General features: G+C 71.9%; 12 protein-coding genes. 7 read left to right on the top strand and 5 right to left on the bottom strand.

Annotation, left to right across the window (positions count from 1 at the left end):
* Positions 1 to 75: 75 nt before the first annotated feature.
* Complete coding sequence (locus ACZ3HQ_RS16690; RefSeq protein ID WP_467511514.1) at positions 76 to 1,476, bottom strand: MFS transporter; 1,401 nt, start codon at positions 1,474 to 1,476, stop codon at positions 76 to 78.
* Between the two features lie 281 nt (positions 1,477 to 1,757).
* On the opposite strand from ACZ3HQ_RS16690, the gene ACZ3HQ_RS16695 reads away from it, so the two are divergent.
* The 4 genes from ACZ3HQ_RS16695 (at position 1,758) to ACZ3HQ_RS16710 (ending at position 7,969) form a co-directional block, all read left to right on the top strand.
* The gene (locus ACZ3HQ_RS16695; protein ID WP_467511516.1) at positions 1,758 to 2,684 is read left to right on the top strand and encodes a DUF3027 domain-containing protein; all 927 of its coding nucleotides are present in this window, start codon (positions 1,758 to 1,760) and stop codon (positions 2,682 to 2,684) included.
* 95 nt (positions 2,685 to 2,779) lie between these two features.
* Positions 2,780 to 5,911 (top strand): sacsin N-terminal ATP-binding-like domain-containing protein, encoded by a 3,132-nt coding sequence (locus tag ACZ3HQ_RS16700; RefSeq protein ID WP_467511518.1) that lies wholly within the window; start codon positions 2,780 to 2,782, stop codon positions 5,909 to 5,911.
* 149 nt (positions 5,912 to 6,060) lie between these two features.
* Positions 6,061 to 6,975, top strand: a complete 915-nt coding sequence (locus tag ACZ3HQ_RS16705; protein WP_467511520.1) for a hypothetical protein — start codon at positions 6,061 to 6,063, stop codon at positions 6,973 to 6,975.
* Positions 6,976 to 7,144: 169 nt separating this feature from the next.
* Positions 7,145 to 7,969, top strand: a complete 825-nt coding sequence (locus tag ACZ3HQ_RS16710; protein ID WP_467511522.1) for a hypothetical protein — start codon at positions 7,145 to 7,147, stop codon at positions 7,967 to 7,969.
* Between the two features lie 3 nt (positions 7,970 to 7,972).
* Here the strand turns inward: ACZ3HQ_RS16710 and ACZ3HQ_RS16715 are convergent, their stop codons facing one another.
* The 3 genes from ACZ3HQ_RS16715 to ACZ3HQ_RS16725 form a co-directional block, all read right to left on the bottom strand.
* Positions 7,973 to 10,375 carry an HAD-IC family P-type ATPase gene (locus tag ACZ3HQ_RS16715; protein WP_467511524.1) on the bottom strand — a complete coding sequence of 801 codons (2,403 nt, stop codon included), beginning with the start codon at positions 10,373 to 10,375 and terminating at the stop codon, positions 7,973 to 7,975.
* A 158-nt stretch (positions 10,376 to 10,533) separates the two neighbouring features.
* On the bottom strand, positions 10,534 to 12,849 hold the full coding sequence (locus ACZ3HQ_RS16720; protein WP_467511526.1) for a GH92 family glycosyl hydrolase: 2,316 nt from the start codon (positions 12,847 to 12,849) through the stop codon (positions 10,534 to 10,536).
* Between the two features lie 169 nt (positions 12,850 to 13,018).
* Positions 13,019 to 13,288: a DUF2530 domain-containing protein gene (locus tag ACZ3HQ_RS16725; protein ID WP_467511528.1), complete on the bottom strand. Its 270-nt coding sequence runs from the start codon at positions 13,286 to 13,288 to the stop codon at positions 13,019 to 13,021.
* 192 nt (positions 13,289 to 13,480) lie between these two features.
* On the opposite strand from ACZ3HQ_RS16725, the gene ACZ3HQ_RS16730 reads away from it, so the two are divergent.
* Positions 13,481 to 14,932: an NCS2 family permease gene (locus ACZ3HQ_RS16730; protein WP_467511530.1), complete on the top strand. Its 1,452-nt coding sequence runs from the start codon at positions 13,481 to 13,483 to the stop codon at positions 14,930 to 14,932.
* Positions 14,933 to 14,971: 39 nt separating this feature from the next.
* Here the strand turns inward: ACZ3HQ_RS16730 and ACZ3HQ_RS16735 are convergent, their stop codons facing one another.
* Entirely contained in the window at positions 14,972 to 15,154 is a 183-nt protein-coding gene (locus ACZ3HQ_RS16735; protein WP_086694930.1) for a ribbon-helix-helix protein, CopG family, read from the bottom strand.
* Positions 15,155 to 15,307: 153 nt separating this feature from the next.
* On the opposite strand from ACZ3HQ_RS16735, the gene ACZ3HQ_RS16740 reads away from it, so the two are divergent.
* Entirely contained in the window at positions 15,308 to 15,745 is a 438-nt protein-coding gene (locus tag ACZ3HQ_RS16740) for a MarR family winged helix-turn-helix transcriptional regulator (protein ID WP_030804715.1), read from the top strand.
* 100 nt (positions 15,746 to 15,845) lie between these two features.
* Entirely contained in the window at positions 15,846 to 17,114 is a 1,269-nt protein-coding gene (locus ACZ3HQ_RS16745; RefSeq protein ID WP_467511533.1) for an MFS transporter, read from the top strand.
* The last annotated feature ends 215 nt before the right edge of the window (positions 17,115 to 17,329 follow it).

Below are 17,329 nucleotides of genomic sequence, written 5' to 3' on the forward strand. Positions count from 1 at the left end.
GGCCCGACACGGGGGCCGATTCGCCGGGCGGCACGTCGAGGACGGCGCGCCCGCCTCGATCCGCGCGGCGGACTCTCACGCCACCCGTGGCCGGGTGCGGCCCCCGTGGCGGGCCGCCGCCAGCAGCCCCCGGAGGGTCGTCAGCCAGCCCAGGGCGACCAGGGCGGCGGCCACGGCCAGGCCGAGGGTGCCGTTCAGGGGCATGACGATGCCCACCGCGCCGCCGAAGACCCAGGCCATCTGGAGGATGGTCTCGGAGCGGGCGAAGGCGGAGGAGCGGACGGCCTCGGGGACGTCGCGCTGGATCAGGGCGTCCAGGGAGAGCTTGCCGAGGGCCTGGGCGAAGCCCGCCACGGCGGCGAGGCAGGTGACCAGGACGGCGCCGAAGAACACGGCGGCCACGATGGCGGCGCCCAGGGCGACGGCGACCACGGTCACGATGATGATCTCCGGTGCCCTGGAGCGCAGCCACGCCCCCACCGCCGTACCCAGCGCGTTGCCCGCGCCCGCCGCCACGCCGACGATGCCCAGCGAGACGGCCGCGCTCTCGCCGGCCAGCGGGTGCTCGCGGAGCAGGAACGCCAGGAAGAAGATCAGGAACCCGGAGAGGCAGCGCAGGGCCGCGTTGGCGCCCAGCGCGTGTGTCACGGCGGGCCCGACCGTCCGCAGCCCCGGCCGCTTGCCCAGTTGGCGGCGCTGCGGCCCGTGCAGATGCTGTTCGTCCGCCGCGAGCAGCGCCACGTCCTCGCCCTTGGCGGAGTCCACCGTGCGCGGCAGCGAGAAGGACAGGAACGTACCCGCCACGAAGATCACAAAAGCCCCGTACAGCGGCCAGGGGTCCCCGATCATCTGGAGCCCCGCCCCGATCGGCGCCGCCACCCCGGTGGCCAGCAGCCCGGCCAGCGTGACCCGTGAGTTCGCCTTGACCAGGGAGAAGGCGGGCGGCAGCAGCCGGGGCACGACCGCGCTGCGCACCACCCCGTACGCCTTGGACGCCACCAGCACCCCGAGCGCGGCCGGATACAGCTCCAGTCCGCCGCTCGCCACCGCCCCCGACAGCACCAGCGCCAGCAGCGCGCGAGCCAGCATCGCGCCGGCCATCGCGGCCCGGCGTCCGTGCGGGAGCCGGTCCAGCAGCGGGCCGATGACGGGGGCGAGGACGGTGAAGGGCGCCATGGTGATGGCGAGATAGAGCGCGACCCGGCCCCGCGCCTCGTCGGTCGGCACCGAGAAGAAGACCGTGGAGGCCAGCGCCACGGTGATCATGACGTCCCCGGCACCGTTCACCGCGTGCAGTTCGATCAGCTTGCCGAGCCCCGACTCGCCCGCACCGTGCGCGTGCGTGACCTTCCGGATGCCGCGCGCCGTGCCGGTCACCGGCAGGTGCAGGGCACGGCCGACGGAGCGGACGACGCCGCCGACGCGGCCCGAACCGCCGCCACCGCGCCTCCTGTCCGTGGCTGCCACGTGCTTCATAGTGCCCCGAGCGGCCGTCCGATAGGCGGTTTACGGCCATGCGAGTCGACCCGGACCCGTGAAGATCCACCTGTCCGGAACCCGCCGGGTGGCCGCGGACTGTCCCCCACCACGGGCGACGGGGTAGCGTGCGTATCTCAGCCATAACGCAGAATGGATGGCAGAGGTGCGCCCGCGCGTGATCGGACGCGGACGTCGATGCGGCCCACAGGTCCGCTCCGTCCGCTTCACCGCCGGAGTGCATCCGCACTCGTAGACGGCGTAGGAGAGAAGCGATACCTGTGAGCGCAGCGACCACGCGAAGCCGCACCCCTGACCGCCTGTGCGCCGAGGCGGTCGACCTCGCGCGCACCGCAGCGGAGGAAGCGGCCGCTCCCGGTGTCGTCGGTGAGCACATCGGCGTCGTATCGGAGGGTGACCGTGTGGTCACCCACTTCTTCGAGTGCAAGGAACCGGGCTACCGGGGCTGGCGCTGGGCCGCCACCGTCGCCCGCGCCTCCCGCGCCAAGATCGTCACCCTGGACGAGGTCGTGCTGCTGCCCGGCCGCGACGCCCTCCTGGCCCCGGAGTGGGTGCCCTGGAGCGAGCGGCTGCGCCCCGGCGACCTCGGCCCCGGCGACCTCCTGCCCACCGACGAGGAGGACCTGCGCCTGGAGCCCGGCTTCTCGGGCGAGGAGGAGCCGCCGCCGAACTCCGCGCTGGCCGAGGGCCTGAGCGAGGTGGCCGAGCGCGAGGACGCCGAGGTCACCGCGGGCAGCCCCGCCGTCCAGGCCGGCCCGCCCGCGCGCGGCTCGATCACCTCGGTCGCCGAGGAACTGGGCATGCGCCGCGCCCGCGTGCTGTCCCGCTACGGCCTGCATGTCGCCGCCGACCGCTGGGAGGAGGCGTTCGGCCCGAAGACCGCGATGGCCCAGGCCGCCCCGGCCACCTGCGCGACCTGCGGTTTCCTCGCCCCGATCGGCGGTTCGCTGGGCCAGGCGTTCGGCGTCTGCGGCAACGAGTTCTCCCCGGCCGACGGCCGCGTGGTCTCCCTCGCCTACGGCTGCGGCGCCCACTCCGAGGCCGCCGTCATGCCGACCCCGCCCCGCCCGCCGCTGCCCGTGGTGGACGAGACCCGGCTCGACCCGTTCCCGCTCCGGCCCGCCGCCGACTCCGGCTCGGTCCCGGCCGAGGGCGACGACGAAGCGGCGGAACTCGGGCACTCGTAGCACGCCACTCCGCCCGCCCGCCCGCGCGTACGCCGCGAAGGACGGACCGTCAGGTCGCTGTACCTTCGATCTCACGTCGATGATGGAGAGTGAACGTGAGCAAGTACGTGCGGCCGGCGGCCGAGGGCGCCGACCCCTTCGGCACCGCCCGTCTCCGCCGCGGTGTCCTCGACGCCTGGGCCACCAGCCCCGCCCGGTTCCGTGAGGACGCCAACGCCGAGGAGGACCTCGTCCTCGGCGGCTACCGCGACCGGCTCGTGGTGGAGCTGGCCCAGAACGCCGCCGACGCCGCCGCCCGCGCGGACACCCCCGGACGGCTCCGGCTCACCCTCCAGGGCGGCGCGCTGATCGCCGCCAACACCGGCGCGCCGCTGGACGCCGCCGGAGTGGAGTCGCTGTCCACCCTGCGCGCCTCCGCCAAGCGGGAGCGGTACGACGAGCACGCCACCGTCGGCCGCTTCGGTGTCGGCTTCGCCGCCGTGCTCTCCGTGACCGACGAACCCGCGCTGGTCGGCCGGCACGGCGGGGTCCGCTGGTCGCTCGCCGAGGCCCGCGAGCTGACGGCGCAGACCTCCCGGCACAGCCCCGGCCTGGGCGACGAGGTGCGCCGCCGCGACGGCCACGTCCCGCTGCTCAGGCTGCCGTTCGCTGCCGAGGGCACCGCCCCGGACCCGTACGACACCGCCGTCATCCTGCCGCTGCGCGACGCGGCCGCCGCCTCCCTGGCCGAGCGGCTGCTGGACGCCGTGGACGACTCGCTGCTGCTCGCGCTGCCCGGCCTCGAAGAGGTCGTCATCGAGGTCGAGGGACGCGAGCCGCGCACCCTGCGCCGCCGTACCGAGGACGCCGTCACCGTCGTGGACGACTCCCGCGACGGCAGCACCCGCTGGCGCACCGTCGCCGCCCACGGCCCGCTCGACGCCGCCCTTCTCGCGGACCGCCCGGTCGAGGAACGGCTGCGCCCGCACTGGTCGGTGACCTGGGCCGTGCCCGAGGACGGCGAGGGCCGCCCGGTACGCCCCCGCACCGCGCCCGTGCTGCACGCGCCCACCCCCAGCGACGAGCCCCTCGGCTTCCCCGGCGTGCTCATCGCGTCCTTCCCGCTGGACACCACCCGCCGGCACGCCGCGCCCGGCCCGCTCACCGACTTCCTGGTGCAGCGCGCGGCCGACGCCTACACCGAACTCCTCGCCGGCTGGCGCCCGGTGACCGAGGGCGCCATCGACCTCGTGCCCGGCCCGCTCGGCAAGGGCGAGCTGGACGGCGCGCTCCGCCAGGCCGTCCTGGACCGGCTGCCGCGCACCGCGTTCCTGCCCCCGGCGCTGCCCCCGCGGGGCGACGACGAGCTGCCCGAGGCGCTGCGCCCCAGGGACGCCGAGATCGTGGAGGGCGCGGGCGCGGCCACCGTGCGCGTCCTCGCCGAGGTGCTGCCCACCCTGCTGCCCGCCGGGCTCGAACGCCGCCCGGAGCTGCGCGCGCTCGGCGTGGCCCGGCTGCCGCTGGCCGACGCCGTGGACCGGCTGGCCGGTCTGGAGAAGGAGCCCGAGTGGTGGTGGCGGCTCTACGACAGCCTCGCCGGGGTCGACCCCGAGCGGCTGTCCGGGCTGCCCGTACCGCTCGCCGGGACCGGCCGCACCACGATCGGCCCCCGCCAGGTGCTGCTCCCCGCCCCGGACGCCACCGCGCCGGACGCCGAGGTACTGGCCCGGCTCGGCCTGAAGATGGCCCACCCGGACGCCGCCCACCCGCTGCTGGAGAAGCTGGGCGCACTGCCCGCCACCCCGCGCGCGGTGCTCACCACCCCGCAGGTCCGCGCCGCCGTCGCCGCCTCGCTGGACGACGACGGCGGGGCGATGTGGGAGGAGGACACTCCGGACGCCGAGGAACTCGCCGACACCGTCCTCGCGCTGGTGCGGGACGCGGGCCTGGAGCCCGGTGACGAGCCCTGGCTCGGCGCGCTCGCCCTGCCCGACGAGGACGGCGAACTCGCCCCGGCCGGTGAACTGGTGCTGCCCGGCAGCCCGTTCGCCCACGTGATCCGCGAGGGCGAACTCGCCGCCGTCGACGCCGAACTGGCCGGGAAGTGGGGCGCCCAGCCGCTCGCCGCCTGCGGGGTGCTGGCCGACTTCGCGCTGGTCCGCGCCACCGACGTGGTCCTCGACCCGGACGAACTGGAGCCCCGCGACAGCGACTTCGCCGAACCCGACGACGCCGGGCTGCTGGACGCCGTGGACGTGTGGTCCGAGGACGTCCTCGACCGCTTCCCCGACAGCCCCGTACCGCCCGTCGCCACCGAACTCGTCGCCGTGCGCGACCTGGACCTGGTGGACGACGACCGCTGGCCCGAGGCGCTCGCCCTGTTGGCCCAGCCCCCGCTGCGCGATGCCCTCGTCCAGCCGGTCCGCGTCCTCCTCCCGGACGGCACCCACGAGGTCGTACGCCCCTACACCGCCTGGTGGCTGCGCGGGCACCCGGTGCTCGACGGCCGCCGCCCGGCGGGTCTGCTGGCCGCCGGCGGCGACCCGCTGCTGCGCGGCCTGTACGACGAGGCGGACGCCACCGGCTTCCACGACGAGCAGGTGCTCCGCGCCCTCGGGGTGCGCACCTCGGTGGCCGCGCTGCTGGACGAGCCGGGCGGTGCCGCCGAACTCCTCGACCGGCTGGCCGACCCCGGCCGGCCGGTCTCTCCGGCCCAACTCCACGGGCTCTACAGCTCGTTGGCCGACCTGGACCCGGAGCAGGTGACCCTCCCCGACGAGCTGCGCGCCGTACGCGACGGGGAGGCGGTCGTGGTGGACGCGCGGGACGCGGTGGTCGTCGACTCGCCCGACCTGCTGCCCTTCACCTCCGGGGTGCCGCTGCTTCCCGTCCGGCCGTCGCTGGCGGGCGCGCTCGCCGAGCTGTTCCAGGTGCGGCGGCTGAGCGAGTCCGTCACCGGTGCGGTGGACTCCGAGGGCGCCGAACACGAAGTACCGCAGCCGGTGCGGGCGTTGCTCGGTGCGGGCACTCCGGCCGGCTATGTCGAGCACGACGAACTCGTCGTGGACGGCGTCGAGATCGACTGGCGTCTCACCGACGACGGCGTCCTCCACGCGGCCACCCTGGAAGGTGTCGCCGCCGGCCTCGCCTGGGCCGCCGGCCAGTGGCCCCGCCGCTTCGAGGTCGCCGCCCTCCTGGAGGACCCGTCCCGCACGGAGGAACTGGCACGGGACCGCTGGTTCGACTGACATCCCCTTGCTGAACGGGGGCTTCACGAATTGATCGCAGAATCTGCGACTTTCGTACAACCGGCCCCCCGAATCGCACGTCTGAACGTGTGAGCCAACAGGCTCACACGTTCAGAGGGGTCTCACCCCCACAACGCAGGGGAACGCACATGCGCATTCGCGCCTCAGTGGCCGCCGTGACCGGCGCCCTGGCTCTCTCCGCCCTCGCCGTCCCGGCCGCGCACGCCGACGGCTCCGCCTCCGCGTACCGCACGGAAGCGGTGAAGATCTTCAAGGGGGCACACGCCGCCTCGGGCAAGCAGGGTGTCAAGGGCGTCCGCGGCGGCACGCCGTACGCCCTGAACGTCACCTTCTCGCAGTTCAAGGTGGCCAAGGCCCTCAAGGTCGGCACCACCAACCATGTCGCCACCACGGTCACCTACACGCTGACCCACGGCAGGGACGTCGACATCACGGCCGACGACTTCCTCAACGGCCCGTTCCTCTACAAGGGTTCGTTCGACAACCCGGACAACATGCTGTTCGGTGACCTGCCCGCCACCTGCAAGGTGGTCACGGACACCACGGCGAAGTGCACCGGCAAGATCGACATCTACCCGGCCGACGGCGAGCTGTGGAACTCCGACGCCGGTGGCTGGAAGGGCGGCGCGATCGCCATCGCCTACAACGGCCAGAACGGCGAGAACCCGGATCCCTCCAAGATCGGCGTCGCCGAGAAGGGCGGCCTCGGCTCCACCTCGCTCCAGCGGTACTCCCGCCTGACCGTCAACGCCTCCCCGGAGCCCGTGAAGAAGGGCAGGACCATCACGGTCACCGGCGCCCTGACCCGCGCCAACTGGGAGGACAACCGGTACCACGGCTACACCAAGCAGCCCGTCAAGCTTCAGTTCAAGAAGAAGGGCGCCAGCGCCTACACCACGCTGAAGACCGTCACGACGGACTCCAAGGGCAACCTGAGGACCACCGTCAAGGCGTCCGCCGACGGCTACTTCCGCTACAGCTTCGCGGGCACGTCGACCACCCCGGCGATCGACTCGACCGCCGACTTCGTCGACGTGAAGTAATCCGGCGGCAATCCGCCGGAGGTGAGCGGGCGGGGCCCTTGACCAGGCAATGAGTGGGCAAATTCCGGTCGAGGAACGCCCCGCCCGTACAACCGGGAAGACCCCTCACGGATCTGATCACCCGAGTCGACCGACTCCCCGATCACTTCTCCCCCAGAGGGAACCGCACATGCGCATACGTGCCACCGTGGCCGCCGTCACCGGCGCCCTGGCTCTCGCCGCCTTCGCCGCTCCGGCCGCGCACGCCGCACCGGCCACGCCGTACACGATGAACGTCAGCTTCTCGAACCTGAAGATCGCCTCGTCGATCAAGGTCGGCACCACCAACGGGGTCCACGCGACCTACTCGTACACGCTGACCCACGGGACGGGCGTCAACGCGACCGCCTCCGACTTCTACAGCGACGCCTACCTCTACCGGGGCTCGCTGGACGACCCGACCGCCACGGTCGAGGGTGACAACCCCGCCACCTGCAAGGTCGCCACGAGCACCACGCTCGCCTGCACCGGCACCGTCGACATCTACCCGGCCGACGGCGACCTGACCGCCTCCGACGCCGGCAAGTGGTCGCTGGCCGCCGAGGCGATCGCCTTCAACGGGCAGAACCCCTCCGCGCCCGACTACAGCAAGGTCGGCTTCAAGGACCAGGGCGGCCTGGCCACCACCAGCCTGCTGCGCTACTCCAAGCTGACCACCGACGCCGCCCCGGAGCCGGTCGTGAAGGGCAGGACCATCACGGTCACCGGCACCCTGACCCGCGCGAGCTGGGACTACAACAAGTACTACGGCTACGGGGCGCAGTCGGTGAAGCTGCAGTTCGCCAAGCAGGGCTCCAGCACCTACACCACGCTGAAGACCGTCACGACGGACAGCTACGGCAAGCTGAAGACCACCGTCACCGCCTCGGTCGACGGCTCCTACCGCTACGTCTACTCGGGCGTCTCCACCACGGCCGCCGTCACCTCCGCGGCCGACGCGGTCGACGTGCGGTAACCCTCACACCGGGAAGCGGCGGCCGACCCATCTCCACACGAGTTCCAGGGCGGCCGCCGCCACCACCGCCACTCCGACCGCCGCCCACGGCATGGTGTTGCCGACCAGGCGCAGGGCGAAGAAGTCCTGGAGCCAGGGGACGGTCAGCACGAAGAGGAAGGCGACGCCCATCGCGGCCACCAGGGCCACCCGCCACCACGTGTAGGGGCGGGCGATGATGGCGAGGACCCACATCGATATCAGGAACAGGGTCAGTGTGGCCGCGCTGGTCTCGGCGGCCAGCGCGCCCGCGCCCGTGTAGTGGTGCCGGGCCAGCAGATACGTCACGAACGTCGCGACCCCGGCCAGCAGCCCGCCCGGTATCGAGTACCGCATCACCCGGCGCACGAAGTGCGGCCGCGCCCGCTCCTTGTTCGGGGCCAGCGCCAGGAAGAACGCCGGGACCCCGATGGTGAGCGTGGACAGCAGCGTCAGATGCCGGGGCAGGAACGGGTACTCGACCTGCCAGCACACCACCAGCAGCGCCAGCAGAACCGAGTACACCGTCTTGACCAGGAACAGCGTCGCCACCCGCGTGATGTTGCCGATCACCCGGCGGCCCTCCGCCACCACCGAGGGCAGCGTGGCGAAGCTGTTGTTCAGCAGCACGATCTGCGCCACCGCGCGTGTGGCCTCCGAGCCCGACCCCATCGAGACGCCGATGTCGGCGTCCTTCAGGGCCAGTACGTCGTTCACCCCGTCGCCGGTCATCGCCACGGTGCGGCCCTCCGACTGGAGCGCGCCGACCATCTCCCGCTTCTGCTGCGGGGTGACCCGACCGAACACCGTGGCCCGGTCCACCGCCTTGGCCAGGTCGGCCGGGTCGGCGGGCAGCCGCCGCGCGTCCACCGCTTTGCCGGACAGCCCCAGCTTGTGGGCGACCGCGCCCACCGACACCGCGTTGTCCCCGGAGATCACCTTGGCCTGGACGTCCTGGTCGGCGAAGTACCGCAGGGTCTCCGCCGCGTCCGGCCGCAGCCGTTGCTCCAGCACCACCAGGGCCACGGGCCGGGCCCCGCGCGCCGGGTCGGGACCCTCCAGGGCACGGGCGGCGCGGGCCAGCAGCAGCACCCGCAGCCCCTGTTCGTTCAGCCGGCCGGTCTCCTTCAGCGCGGGGTCGTCGGGGGCGAGCAGCACATCTGGGGCGCCCAGCAGCCACCCGGCCACCTCGCCGTCCCCCTCCTCGAACGCGGCCCCGCTGTACTTGCGGGCCGAGGAGAACGGCAGTGTGCTCACCGGGCGCCGGTCCCCGCCGTGGCCGTCCGGGTAGGCGTCGATGATGGCCTGGAGCGAGGCGTTGGGACGCGGATCGGACGCCCCGAGCGCGGCCAGCACCTCCCGCACCCGGCCCTCGTCGGCACCGTCGAGCGGCTTCAGCGCGGTCACGTCCATGCCGCCCTCGGTGAGCGTGCCGGTCTTGTCCAGGCAGACGGTGTCCACCCGGGCCAGGCCCTCGATCGCCGGCAACTCCTGCACCAGACACTGCTTGCGCCCGAGCCGGATCACCCCGATGGCGAAGGCCACCGAGGTCAGCAGCACCAGCCCCTCCGGGACCATCGGGATGATCCCGCCGATGGTCCGGGCCACCGACCCCTTGAAGTCGTTGCTCTTCACCACGAGCTGGGTGACGATCAGGCCGAGCGCGGCCGGGACCATCATCCAGGTCACGTACTTCAGGATGGTGGAGATCCCGGACCGCAGCTCGGAGTGGACCAGCGTGAACCGCGAAGCCTCCTCGGCCAGTTGGGCCGCGTACGCCTCCCGGCCCACCTTGGTCGCCTGGAAGGCCCCGCCGCCCGCGACCACGAAGCTGCCCGACATGACCTGCTCGCCGGGGTGCTTGACCACCGGGTCGGCCTCGCCGGTCAGCAGGGACTCGTCCACCTCCAGACCGTCGGCCTCGGCGCACACCCCGTCCACCACGATCTTGTCGCCGGACCCGATCTCCACCAGGTCGCCCAGCACGATCCCGCTGGTCGGCACCTGTACCGAACGGCCGTCCCGGCGGACGGTCGGCCGGGCCTCCCCGATCACCGCGAGCGAGTCCAGCGTCTTCTTGGCCCGCCACTCCTGCACGATCCCGATCCCGGTGTTGGCGAGGATCACGAACCCGAACAGGCTGTCCTGGATCGGCGCGACGAACAGCGTCACCACCCACAGCACACCGATGATCGCGTTGAACCGGGTGAACACGTTCGCCCGCACGATCTCGCCCAGCGAGCGACTGCTGCGCACCGGGACGTCGTTGACCTCCCCCCGTGCCACCCGCTCCGCGACCTCCGCACGGGTCAGGCCCGCCGGCCCCGTGGTGGGCGGCGCGACCGGGTGCACGGGGTCCAGTCCGGCACCCGCGTCGACATTCGTCATGCATCCGACGTTACGTGCCCGATCCCCGCTTCACCTGCCGGGCGGACCGATCTCCGGGTAACGCCAGGGGCGCCCCCGAGGAGGTCTCGGGGGCGCCCCTGATCAAGCCCCTGACCAAGCCGGATCAGGCCCGGCACAGGCTCGGCACAGGCCCCGGATCAGCCCAGCGCGGGCGGCCCCGCGTCGGCCCCGGTGCCCCAGGAGGAGGGCGTCGACCCGACCGTGAAGGACAGCGAACGGTGTGTCCGCAGCGCCCCGGTGGTCAGATACGTCCGCCCGTACCCGGCGCCGTCCAGCCGCGCCGACTGCACGTACCGGGTGTCCGCCGAGGTGCCCGGCGCGGTGATGGTGAGCGCGCCGTGCGGGTAGTACCGGCGGTCCAGGGTGAGGTCGACCCGGTCGAACACCGGGGTGGACAGGCCCCAGGTGTCGTAGCCGGGCTGCACCGGGAAGACGCCGATGGACGACAGCACGTTCCAGGCGGACATGGTGCCCAGGTCGTCGTTGCCGGTCATCCCGGTCGGCCCGTCCGTGAACAGGGTCAGCGCCGCGTGCACCACGTCCGTCGTCTTCCACGGCTGCCCGGTGGACAGGTAGGTGTAGGGCGCGATCAGGTCGGGCTCGTTCTGCGGGTTGTACTTGTCCGCGTTGTAGTAGTCGTACGGCCCGTTCACCCACACCTCGCGGGCGGTCTTCGCCGGGTCCTCGGTCAACTGCCCGTAGGCGAAGAAGGAGTCGAGCCGGTCGTTGGCCGCCTGATTGCCGCCGATCAGGTCCACCATGCCGGGCAGGTCCTGCGGCACGAGCCACTGGTACTGCCAGGACGTGCCCTCGTGGAAGCCCTCGCTCTGCGCGGGGTCGGCCGGTCCGGTGAAGGCGCCGGAGGCGTCACGGGCGCGGAAGAACCCCGTGGAGTGGTCGAAGATCTTCCGGTAGTTCTGCGCCCGTGCCGCGTACCGGTCCGCGTCCGCGCGGTGCCCGAGGTCGCGCGCCATCCGGGACAGCATCGCGTCCGACAGCGCGTACTCCAGCGTGGCCGACGCCCCGTGGTCGTAGTCCGAGTCACCGGGCTTGGCGTGCGGGCGGTCCTTCACGTACGGGGCGAAGCCGTCGGCGAGGTACTCCCGGTTCGTCTCCCGGCCCACGGCCGGCGAGCCGGCGGGCGGCACGCCGTCCGCGTTCTTCTTCAGCGCCTGGTAGGCCCGCTCCTCCCAGCCGTGCAGCAGCCCCTGCTGGTAGGCGTTGGTGAGGAACGGCGTGACCGGGTCGCCGGTCATGATGTTGGTCTCGACCGTGCCGTAGCCCCACTTGGGCAGCCAGCCGCTCTCCTCGTCGATCCGGATCACCGAGATCGCCATGTCCCGCGCCTCACGCGGCGCCAGCAGCGAGAGCAACTGGGACTGGGTGCGGTAGGTGTCCCACAGCGACCAGTTCTGGTAGTAGGTGAAGCCCTGGGTGCGGTGGATCTTCTGGTCCCAGCCGGTGTAGCGGCCGTCGGTGTCGCTGCCGATGTTCGGCGCGAGGAACGAGCGGTACAGCGAGGAGTAGAAGGTCCGGCGCAGCGTGTCGCTCCCGCCGCGCGCCCGTACGTCGTCCAGCCGGTCCTCCCAGGCCCGCTGGGCCGCGTCGCGCACCGCGTCGAAGGAGCGGCCGCCCTCGGCGCGCAGGTTGCCGAGCGCGCCGCGCGCGTCCACGTAGGACAGCGCGGTGGTGGCCTCGACGGTGCGGTCCTCGCGGGTGTCGAACCGCAGATACGCCCCGTCCGCACCCGTCTTCGCGCCGTCGGTGACGGCTGCCCCGGTCCACGTGCCGTGGGCGGTGAAGGGGCGGTCGAAATGAGTGACCGTGTAGAGCGTGTAGGGGACCGTGTCCTGGCAGAAGCCGCGGCCGGTGAGCTTCGTGCGCACGGTGTGGTCGTCCAGGATCTCGACCTCGGCGGCGACCTTGGTGTGCAGCGACTGGCCCGCGTTGAGCAGGACGTTGGCCTTGTCGGTGGCGGGGAAGGTGTAGCGCTGCACGCCGGTGCGGGCGGTCGCGGTCAGCTCGGCCTCGATGCCGGAGTCCAGGCCGACACGGTAGTAGCCGGGGCTCGCGGACTCGTCGTCGTGGCTGAACCCCGCGGCGTACCGCGCGTAGTCGGTGGTGGTGACGTCGCCCGTGGTGGGCAGCACCGGGAGGTCACCGCCGAGGCCGCAGCCGACGCCGGAGAGGTGGACCAGGGAGAAGCCGCGGATGTGGTCCTGGCCGTAGTCGTAGCCGGTGTTGTGGCCGGTGTCGGGGGAGAGCTGCACCATGCCGAACGGCACCGCCGCGCCGGGGTAGGTGTTGCCCTCGTTCTGGGTGCCGATGAACGGGTTGACGAGGTCGGTCAGCCGGGCGGGCGGGTCGGCCTGCGCGTGCGCGGGAGTGGCCAGCAGCGCGGTCGCCGCCAGTGTCCCGGCCATGAAGCGACCGATATGCCGTGTCCATGTCATACAGAACCTCTGAGGTGGTGGGCCGGACGTGCTCAGGGGTGGTTCAGTGCAACGAAGACAACGTTGTCAGCGCTCCAGGCGCGCGCAGTACAACGTTGTCATCGGACAGCAGTGGGCATGACAACACGGAACCCGCATTCCCGTCCAGAGGTCCCGCACGACCCGGAGGTCAGTCGGCGGAGACGGTCTCCCGCTCGGCCGCCGCCCGCTTGATCGCGGCGTCCCGCCCGCGCACGTACCAGATGCCGATCAGGCCGAGACCGGCCCCGGCCAGGCAGGTCCACACCCACCACAGATGGCCGTGGTCCTCGAACCAGCCGTAGAAGGGGAGCTGGACCAGGAAGAGGACGAACCACACGATCGTGCCGCCGGTGATGGTGGCGACCACGGGCCCCTCCAGGGGCTCCGGCGCTTCGTGCTTGGGGGTCCACTTCGTCATGGGCACAGCTTACGAGGCGCCACGCCACGCCCGGCAGCCCGCTGCCGCACGGACATTCGGTGAATATCTACGCGCGGAGATAGCGATCTAGGCTTCATACGTTCATACTGAAGCGGTTTGTCTTTGACTGTTTCTGTTCGTACGAAACTCCAAAAGGGCTCGGGGGAACCCTGAATGGTGAAGAGGACTCGCATGCCCACCTCGGCCACGGCCCAGGCTCCTTCCCCCGAACAGCCGGGCGGAACGCCCTCCTACGGCGCCGTCGACCGCTATTTCAAGATCTCCGAGCGCGGCAGCTCCGTCGCCCGCGAGATCCGCGGCGGTTTCGCCACGTTCTTCGCGATGGCGTACATCATCGTCCTGAACCCGATCATCCTCGGCAGCGCCAAGGACATGTACGGGCACCACCTGGACAACGGCCAGCTCGTCACGGCCACCGCGCTCACCGCCGCCCTCACCACCCTCCTCATGGGTGTGATCGGCAACGTCCCGATCGCGCTGGCGGCCGGCCTCGGCGTCAACACGGTCGTCGCCCTCCAGCTCGCGCCGCGCATGTCGTGGCCGGACGCGATGGGCATGGTGGTGCTCGCCGGCTTCGTGGTGATGCTGCTGGTCGCCACCGGTCTGCGCGAGCGTGTGATGAACGCGGTGCCCTACGGGCTGCGCAAGGCCATCGCCATCGGTATCGGCCTGTTCATCATGCTGATCGGCCTGGTCGACTCCGGCTTCGTCACCCGCATCCCGGACATCGCCCAGACCACCGTCCCGCTCACCCTCGGCACGGGCGGCCACCTCACCGGCTGGCCGGTGCTGGTCTTCGTGCTGGGCGTGCTGCTCACCCTCGCGCTGATCGTCCGCAAGGTGCCGGGCGCGATCCTGATCTCCATCGTGGCGATGACCGTCCTCGCGGTGATCATCAACCTGGTCGCCAAGGTGCCGTCCTGGGGCCTGACCACCCCGAAGTGGCCCGGCAACCCGGTCGCCACCCCGGACTTCGGCCTGATCGGCAAGGTCAGCCTGTTCGGCGGCTTCGGCAAGGTCGGTGTGCTGACCGGCGTCCTCTTCGTCTTCACCGTCCTGCTGTCCTGCTTCTTCGACGCCATGGGCACGATCATGGGCGTCAGCGACGAGGCCAAGCTGACCGACGCCCAGGGCCAGATGCCGGGCATCAACAAGGTCCTGCTGATCGACGGCCTCGCCGTCGCGGCGGGCGGCGCCAGCTCCTCCTCGGCCACCACCTGCTTCGTGGAGTCCACGGCCGGCGTCGGCGAGGGCGCCCGTACGGGCCTCGCCAACGTCGTCACCGGCGCCCTCTTCGGCGTCGCGCTGTTCCTCACCCCGGTCGCCACCATGGTGCCGTCCCAGGCCGCCACCCCCGCGCTGCTCGCGGTCGGCTTCCTGATCCTGGCGGGCTCGATCCGGGAGATCGACTGGGCCGACTTCACCATCGCCATCCCGGCCTTCGTGACCATGGTGATGATGCCGTTCACCTACTCGATCACCAACGGCATCGGCATGGGCTTCATCACCTTCGTGGTGCTCCGCCTCGCCGCCGGGCGCGGCCGGGACATCCCGGTGGCGATGTACGTGGTCGCGGCCGTCTTCGGCTTCTACTACCTGATGCCGGCCCTCGGTCTGACCTGACCGGGGCGCGGCTGAGGTTCCCACGGGGTCACATGAGTCTCATGTGACCCCGTAGAACTTCTCGGTCTCGTCGACGGCGGTCTGGAACCGCTCGTCGAAGTCGTCCCTGACGAGCGTGCGGATCACATAGTCCTGCACGCTCATTCCTCTTTTCGCCGCGCGTTCCCGGAGCCTCTCGAGCAGCTCCCCGTCCATCCGCAGGCTGAGCACACTGGTCCCCATGTGTACGAGGGTCGCCACATCCCGCCACCCGATGGGTCACTTTTCGGAACCGGCTCACTCGTACGGGTGACAGTTGGACACAGTGGCGGACATCACGAGGCGCGCCGTGCGGGGTGGCGTTACTTAGTGAGGGTAATGAGTTAGGCTAAAGACATGTCGGACCTCACCCACGGCGACGACGTGGCCGCCGTGAACTCCCTCCGCTCCGCCGTGATGCGGCTGTCCCGTCGACTCAAGCACCAGCGGGTCGACGAGTCGCTGAGCCCCACCGAGATGTCGGTGCTGGGCACGCTGTCCAACTGCGGACAGGCCACCCCGGGCGAGCTGGCGCGCAAGGAGCACGTACAGCCGCCCTCGATGACCCGCATCGTCGCGCTCCTGGAGGCCAAGGGCCTGGTCCGGCTCGAGCCGCATCCCGAGGACCGGCGCCAGAAGGTCGTCACCCGGACCGAGCAGGCCGAGGCGATGCTCGTGGAGAGCCGCCGCAAACGCAACGCGTTCCTGGCCGGCCTGGTCGAGGGCCTCGACGAGGACGAGTGGGCCACCCTGCGCGCCGCCGCCCCCGTCCTGGAGAAGCTCGCGCAACTGTAGCCACGGCATCGCTTCAGGAGGCGACCTTTTGAGTACGGGACCCGGAGCAGCTTCCGTCCCCGCACCGGCCACTACTACCCCGGCCACCGGCAGAACCTCGATGTTCAGCTCGCTGAAGGTCCGGAACTACCGGCTGTTCTTCGCCGGACAGGTCGTCTCCAACACCGGCACCTGGATGCAGCGCATCGCCCAGGACTGGCTGGTGCTGAGCCTCACCGGCTCCTCGGCGGCCGTCGGCATCACCACCGCCCTCCAGTTCCTGCCGATGCTGCTCTTCGGCCTGTACGGCGGTGTCCTCGTCGACCGGCTGCCCAAGCGGCCCGCGCTGCTGTTCACCCAGTCCGCGATGGCCCTCACCGGGCTCGCGCTGGCCGCCCTCACTCTCTCCGGACACGTCCAGGTCTGGCACGTGTACGTCGCCGCCTTCGCGGTCGGTCTCGCCACGGTCGTGGACAACCCGGCCCGGCAGTCCTTCGTCTCCGAGATGGTCGGCCCCGGCCAGCTCCAGAACGCGGTCAGCCTGAATTCGGCCAACTTCCAGTCCGCGCGGCTGGTCGGCCCGGCCGTCGCCGGTCTGATGATCACCGGCGTGGGCACCGGGTGGGCGTTCCTCGCCAACGGGCTGTCCTTCGTCGCGCCCATCGCCGGGCTCCTGCTGATGCGCACCCGTGAGCTGCACCCCGTCGATCGCGCCCCGCGCGGCAAGGGCCAGCTCCGGGAGGGCCTGCGGCATGTCGCCGGGCGGCCGGAGCTGATCTGGCCCATCGTGCTCGTCGGCTTCATCGGCACCTTCGGCTTCAACTTCCCCGTCTGGCTCACCGCCTTCGCCGACGACGTGTTCCACGCCGGTGCCGGTGCGTACAGCCTGTTCAACACCCTGATGGCCGTCGGCTCCCTGATCGGCGCCCTGCTCGCCGCGCGGCGCGGTACGGCCCGGTTCCGGGTGCTGGTCGCGGCCGCGCTGGCCTTCGGCACCGTGGAGATCGTCGCGGCGCTGGCGCCCTCGTACTGGCTGTTCGCCCTCCTGATGGTCCCCATCGGCGCGTTCGGCCTCACGGTCAACGTCACCGCCAACACCGCCGTCCAGATGTCCACCGACCCGGCCATGCGGGGGCGCGTGATGTCCCTCTTCATGATGGTCTTCATGGGCGGCACCCCTCTGGGCGCCCCGCTCGTCGGCTGGGTCACCGACACGTACGGCGCCCGCTTCGGCTTCGTCGCGGGCGGGGCGGTCTCGGCCGCCGCGGCGGCCGTCATCGGCCTGTTTCTGGCCCGCGCGGGAGATCTCCGGCTCCGGCTGAGCTGGCACCGCGGGCCCCACCTACGGTTCGTACCGCGGGGGAGCGAGGAGCTGACACCGGCGGCTTGAGGGGGCTTGAGCGGGGCGGGGCCGAGGGCTCGACCGGGCTGGCCCCACCCGGCCTCGGGTGCCGCGTCTGTCGTTCGTGCCGCGCGGCGGCGGAAGGGCTGATGCTTCGCACTGGGGAGGCGGTGACGCCTGACCGGGGCAGGCTTTTGCTGCGTCGGAGGCGGCTGCGGCTGGTGGCTGTCCGAGGCCGCGGCAGAGGCAGGGGTTCCGGCAGG

The sequence above is a fragment of the Streptomyces sp. NPDC018263 genome (assembly GCF_055562575.1).

What these genes read in the sequence shown, in the direction of transcription:
- ACZ3HQ_RS16690 (WP_467511514.1), bottom strand. Translation starts at nt 1,476, where the DNA reads ATGAAGCACGTGGCAGCCACGGACAGGAGGCGCGGTGGCGGCGGTTCG.
- ACZ3HQ_RS16705 (WP_467511520.1), top strand. Translation starts at nt 6,061, where the DNA reads ATGCGCATTCGCGCCTCAGTGGCCGCCGTGACCGGCGCCCTGGCTCTC.
- ACZ3HQ_RS16710 (WP_467511522.1), top strand. Translation starts at nt 7,145, where the DNA reads ATGCGCATACGTGCCACCGTGGCCGCCGTCACCGGCGCCCTGGCTCTC.
- ACZ3HQ_RS16715 (WP_467511524.1), bottom strand. Translation starts at nt 10,375, where the DNA reads ATGACGAATGTCGACGCGGGTGCCGGACTGGACCCCGTGCACCCGGTC.
- ACZ3HQ_RS16720 (WP_467511526.1), bottom strand. Translation starts at nt 12,849, where the DNA reads ATGACATGGACACGGCATATCGGTCGCTTCATGGCCGGGACACTGGCG.
- ACZ3HQ_RS16725 (WP_467511528.1), bottom strand. Translation starts at nt 13,288, where the DNA reads ATGACGAAGTGGACCCCCAAGCACGAAGCGCCGGAGCCCCTGGAGGGG.
- ACZ3HQ_RS16730 (WP_467511530.1), top strand. Translation starts at nt 13,481, where the DNA reads ATGCCCACCTCGGCCACGGCCCAGGCTCCTTCCCCCGAACAGCCGGGC.
- ACZ3HQ_RS16735 (WP_086694930.1), bottom strand. Translation starts at nt 15,154, where the DNA reads ATGGGGACCAGTGTGCTCAGCCTGCGGATGGACGGGGAGCTGCTCGAG.
- ACZ3HQ_RS16740 (WP_030804715.1), top strand. Translation starts at nt 15,308, where the DNA reads ATGTCGGACCTCACCCACGGCGACGACGTGGCCGCCGTGAACTCCCTC.
- ACZ3HQ_RS16745 (WP_467511533.1), top strand. Translation starts at nt 15,846, where the DNA reads ATGTTCAGCTCGCTGAAGGTCCGGAACTACCGGCTGTTCTTCGCCGGA.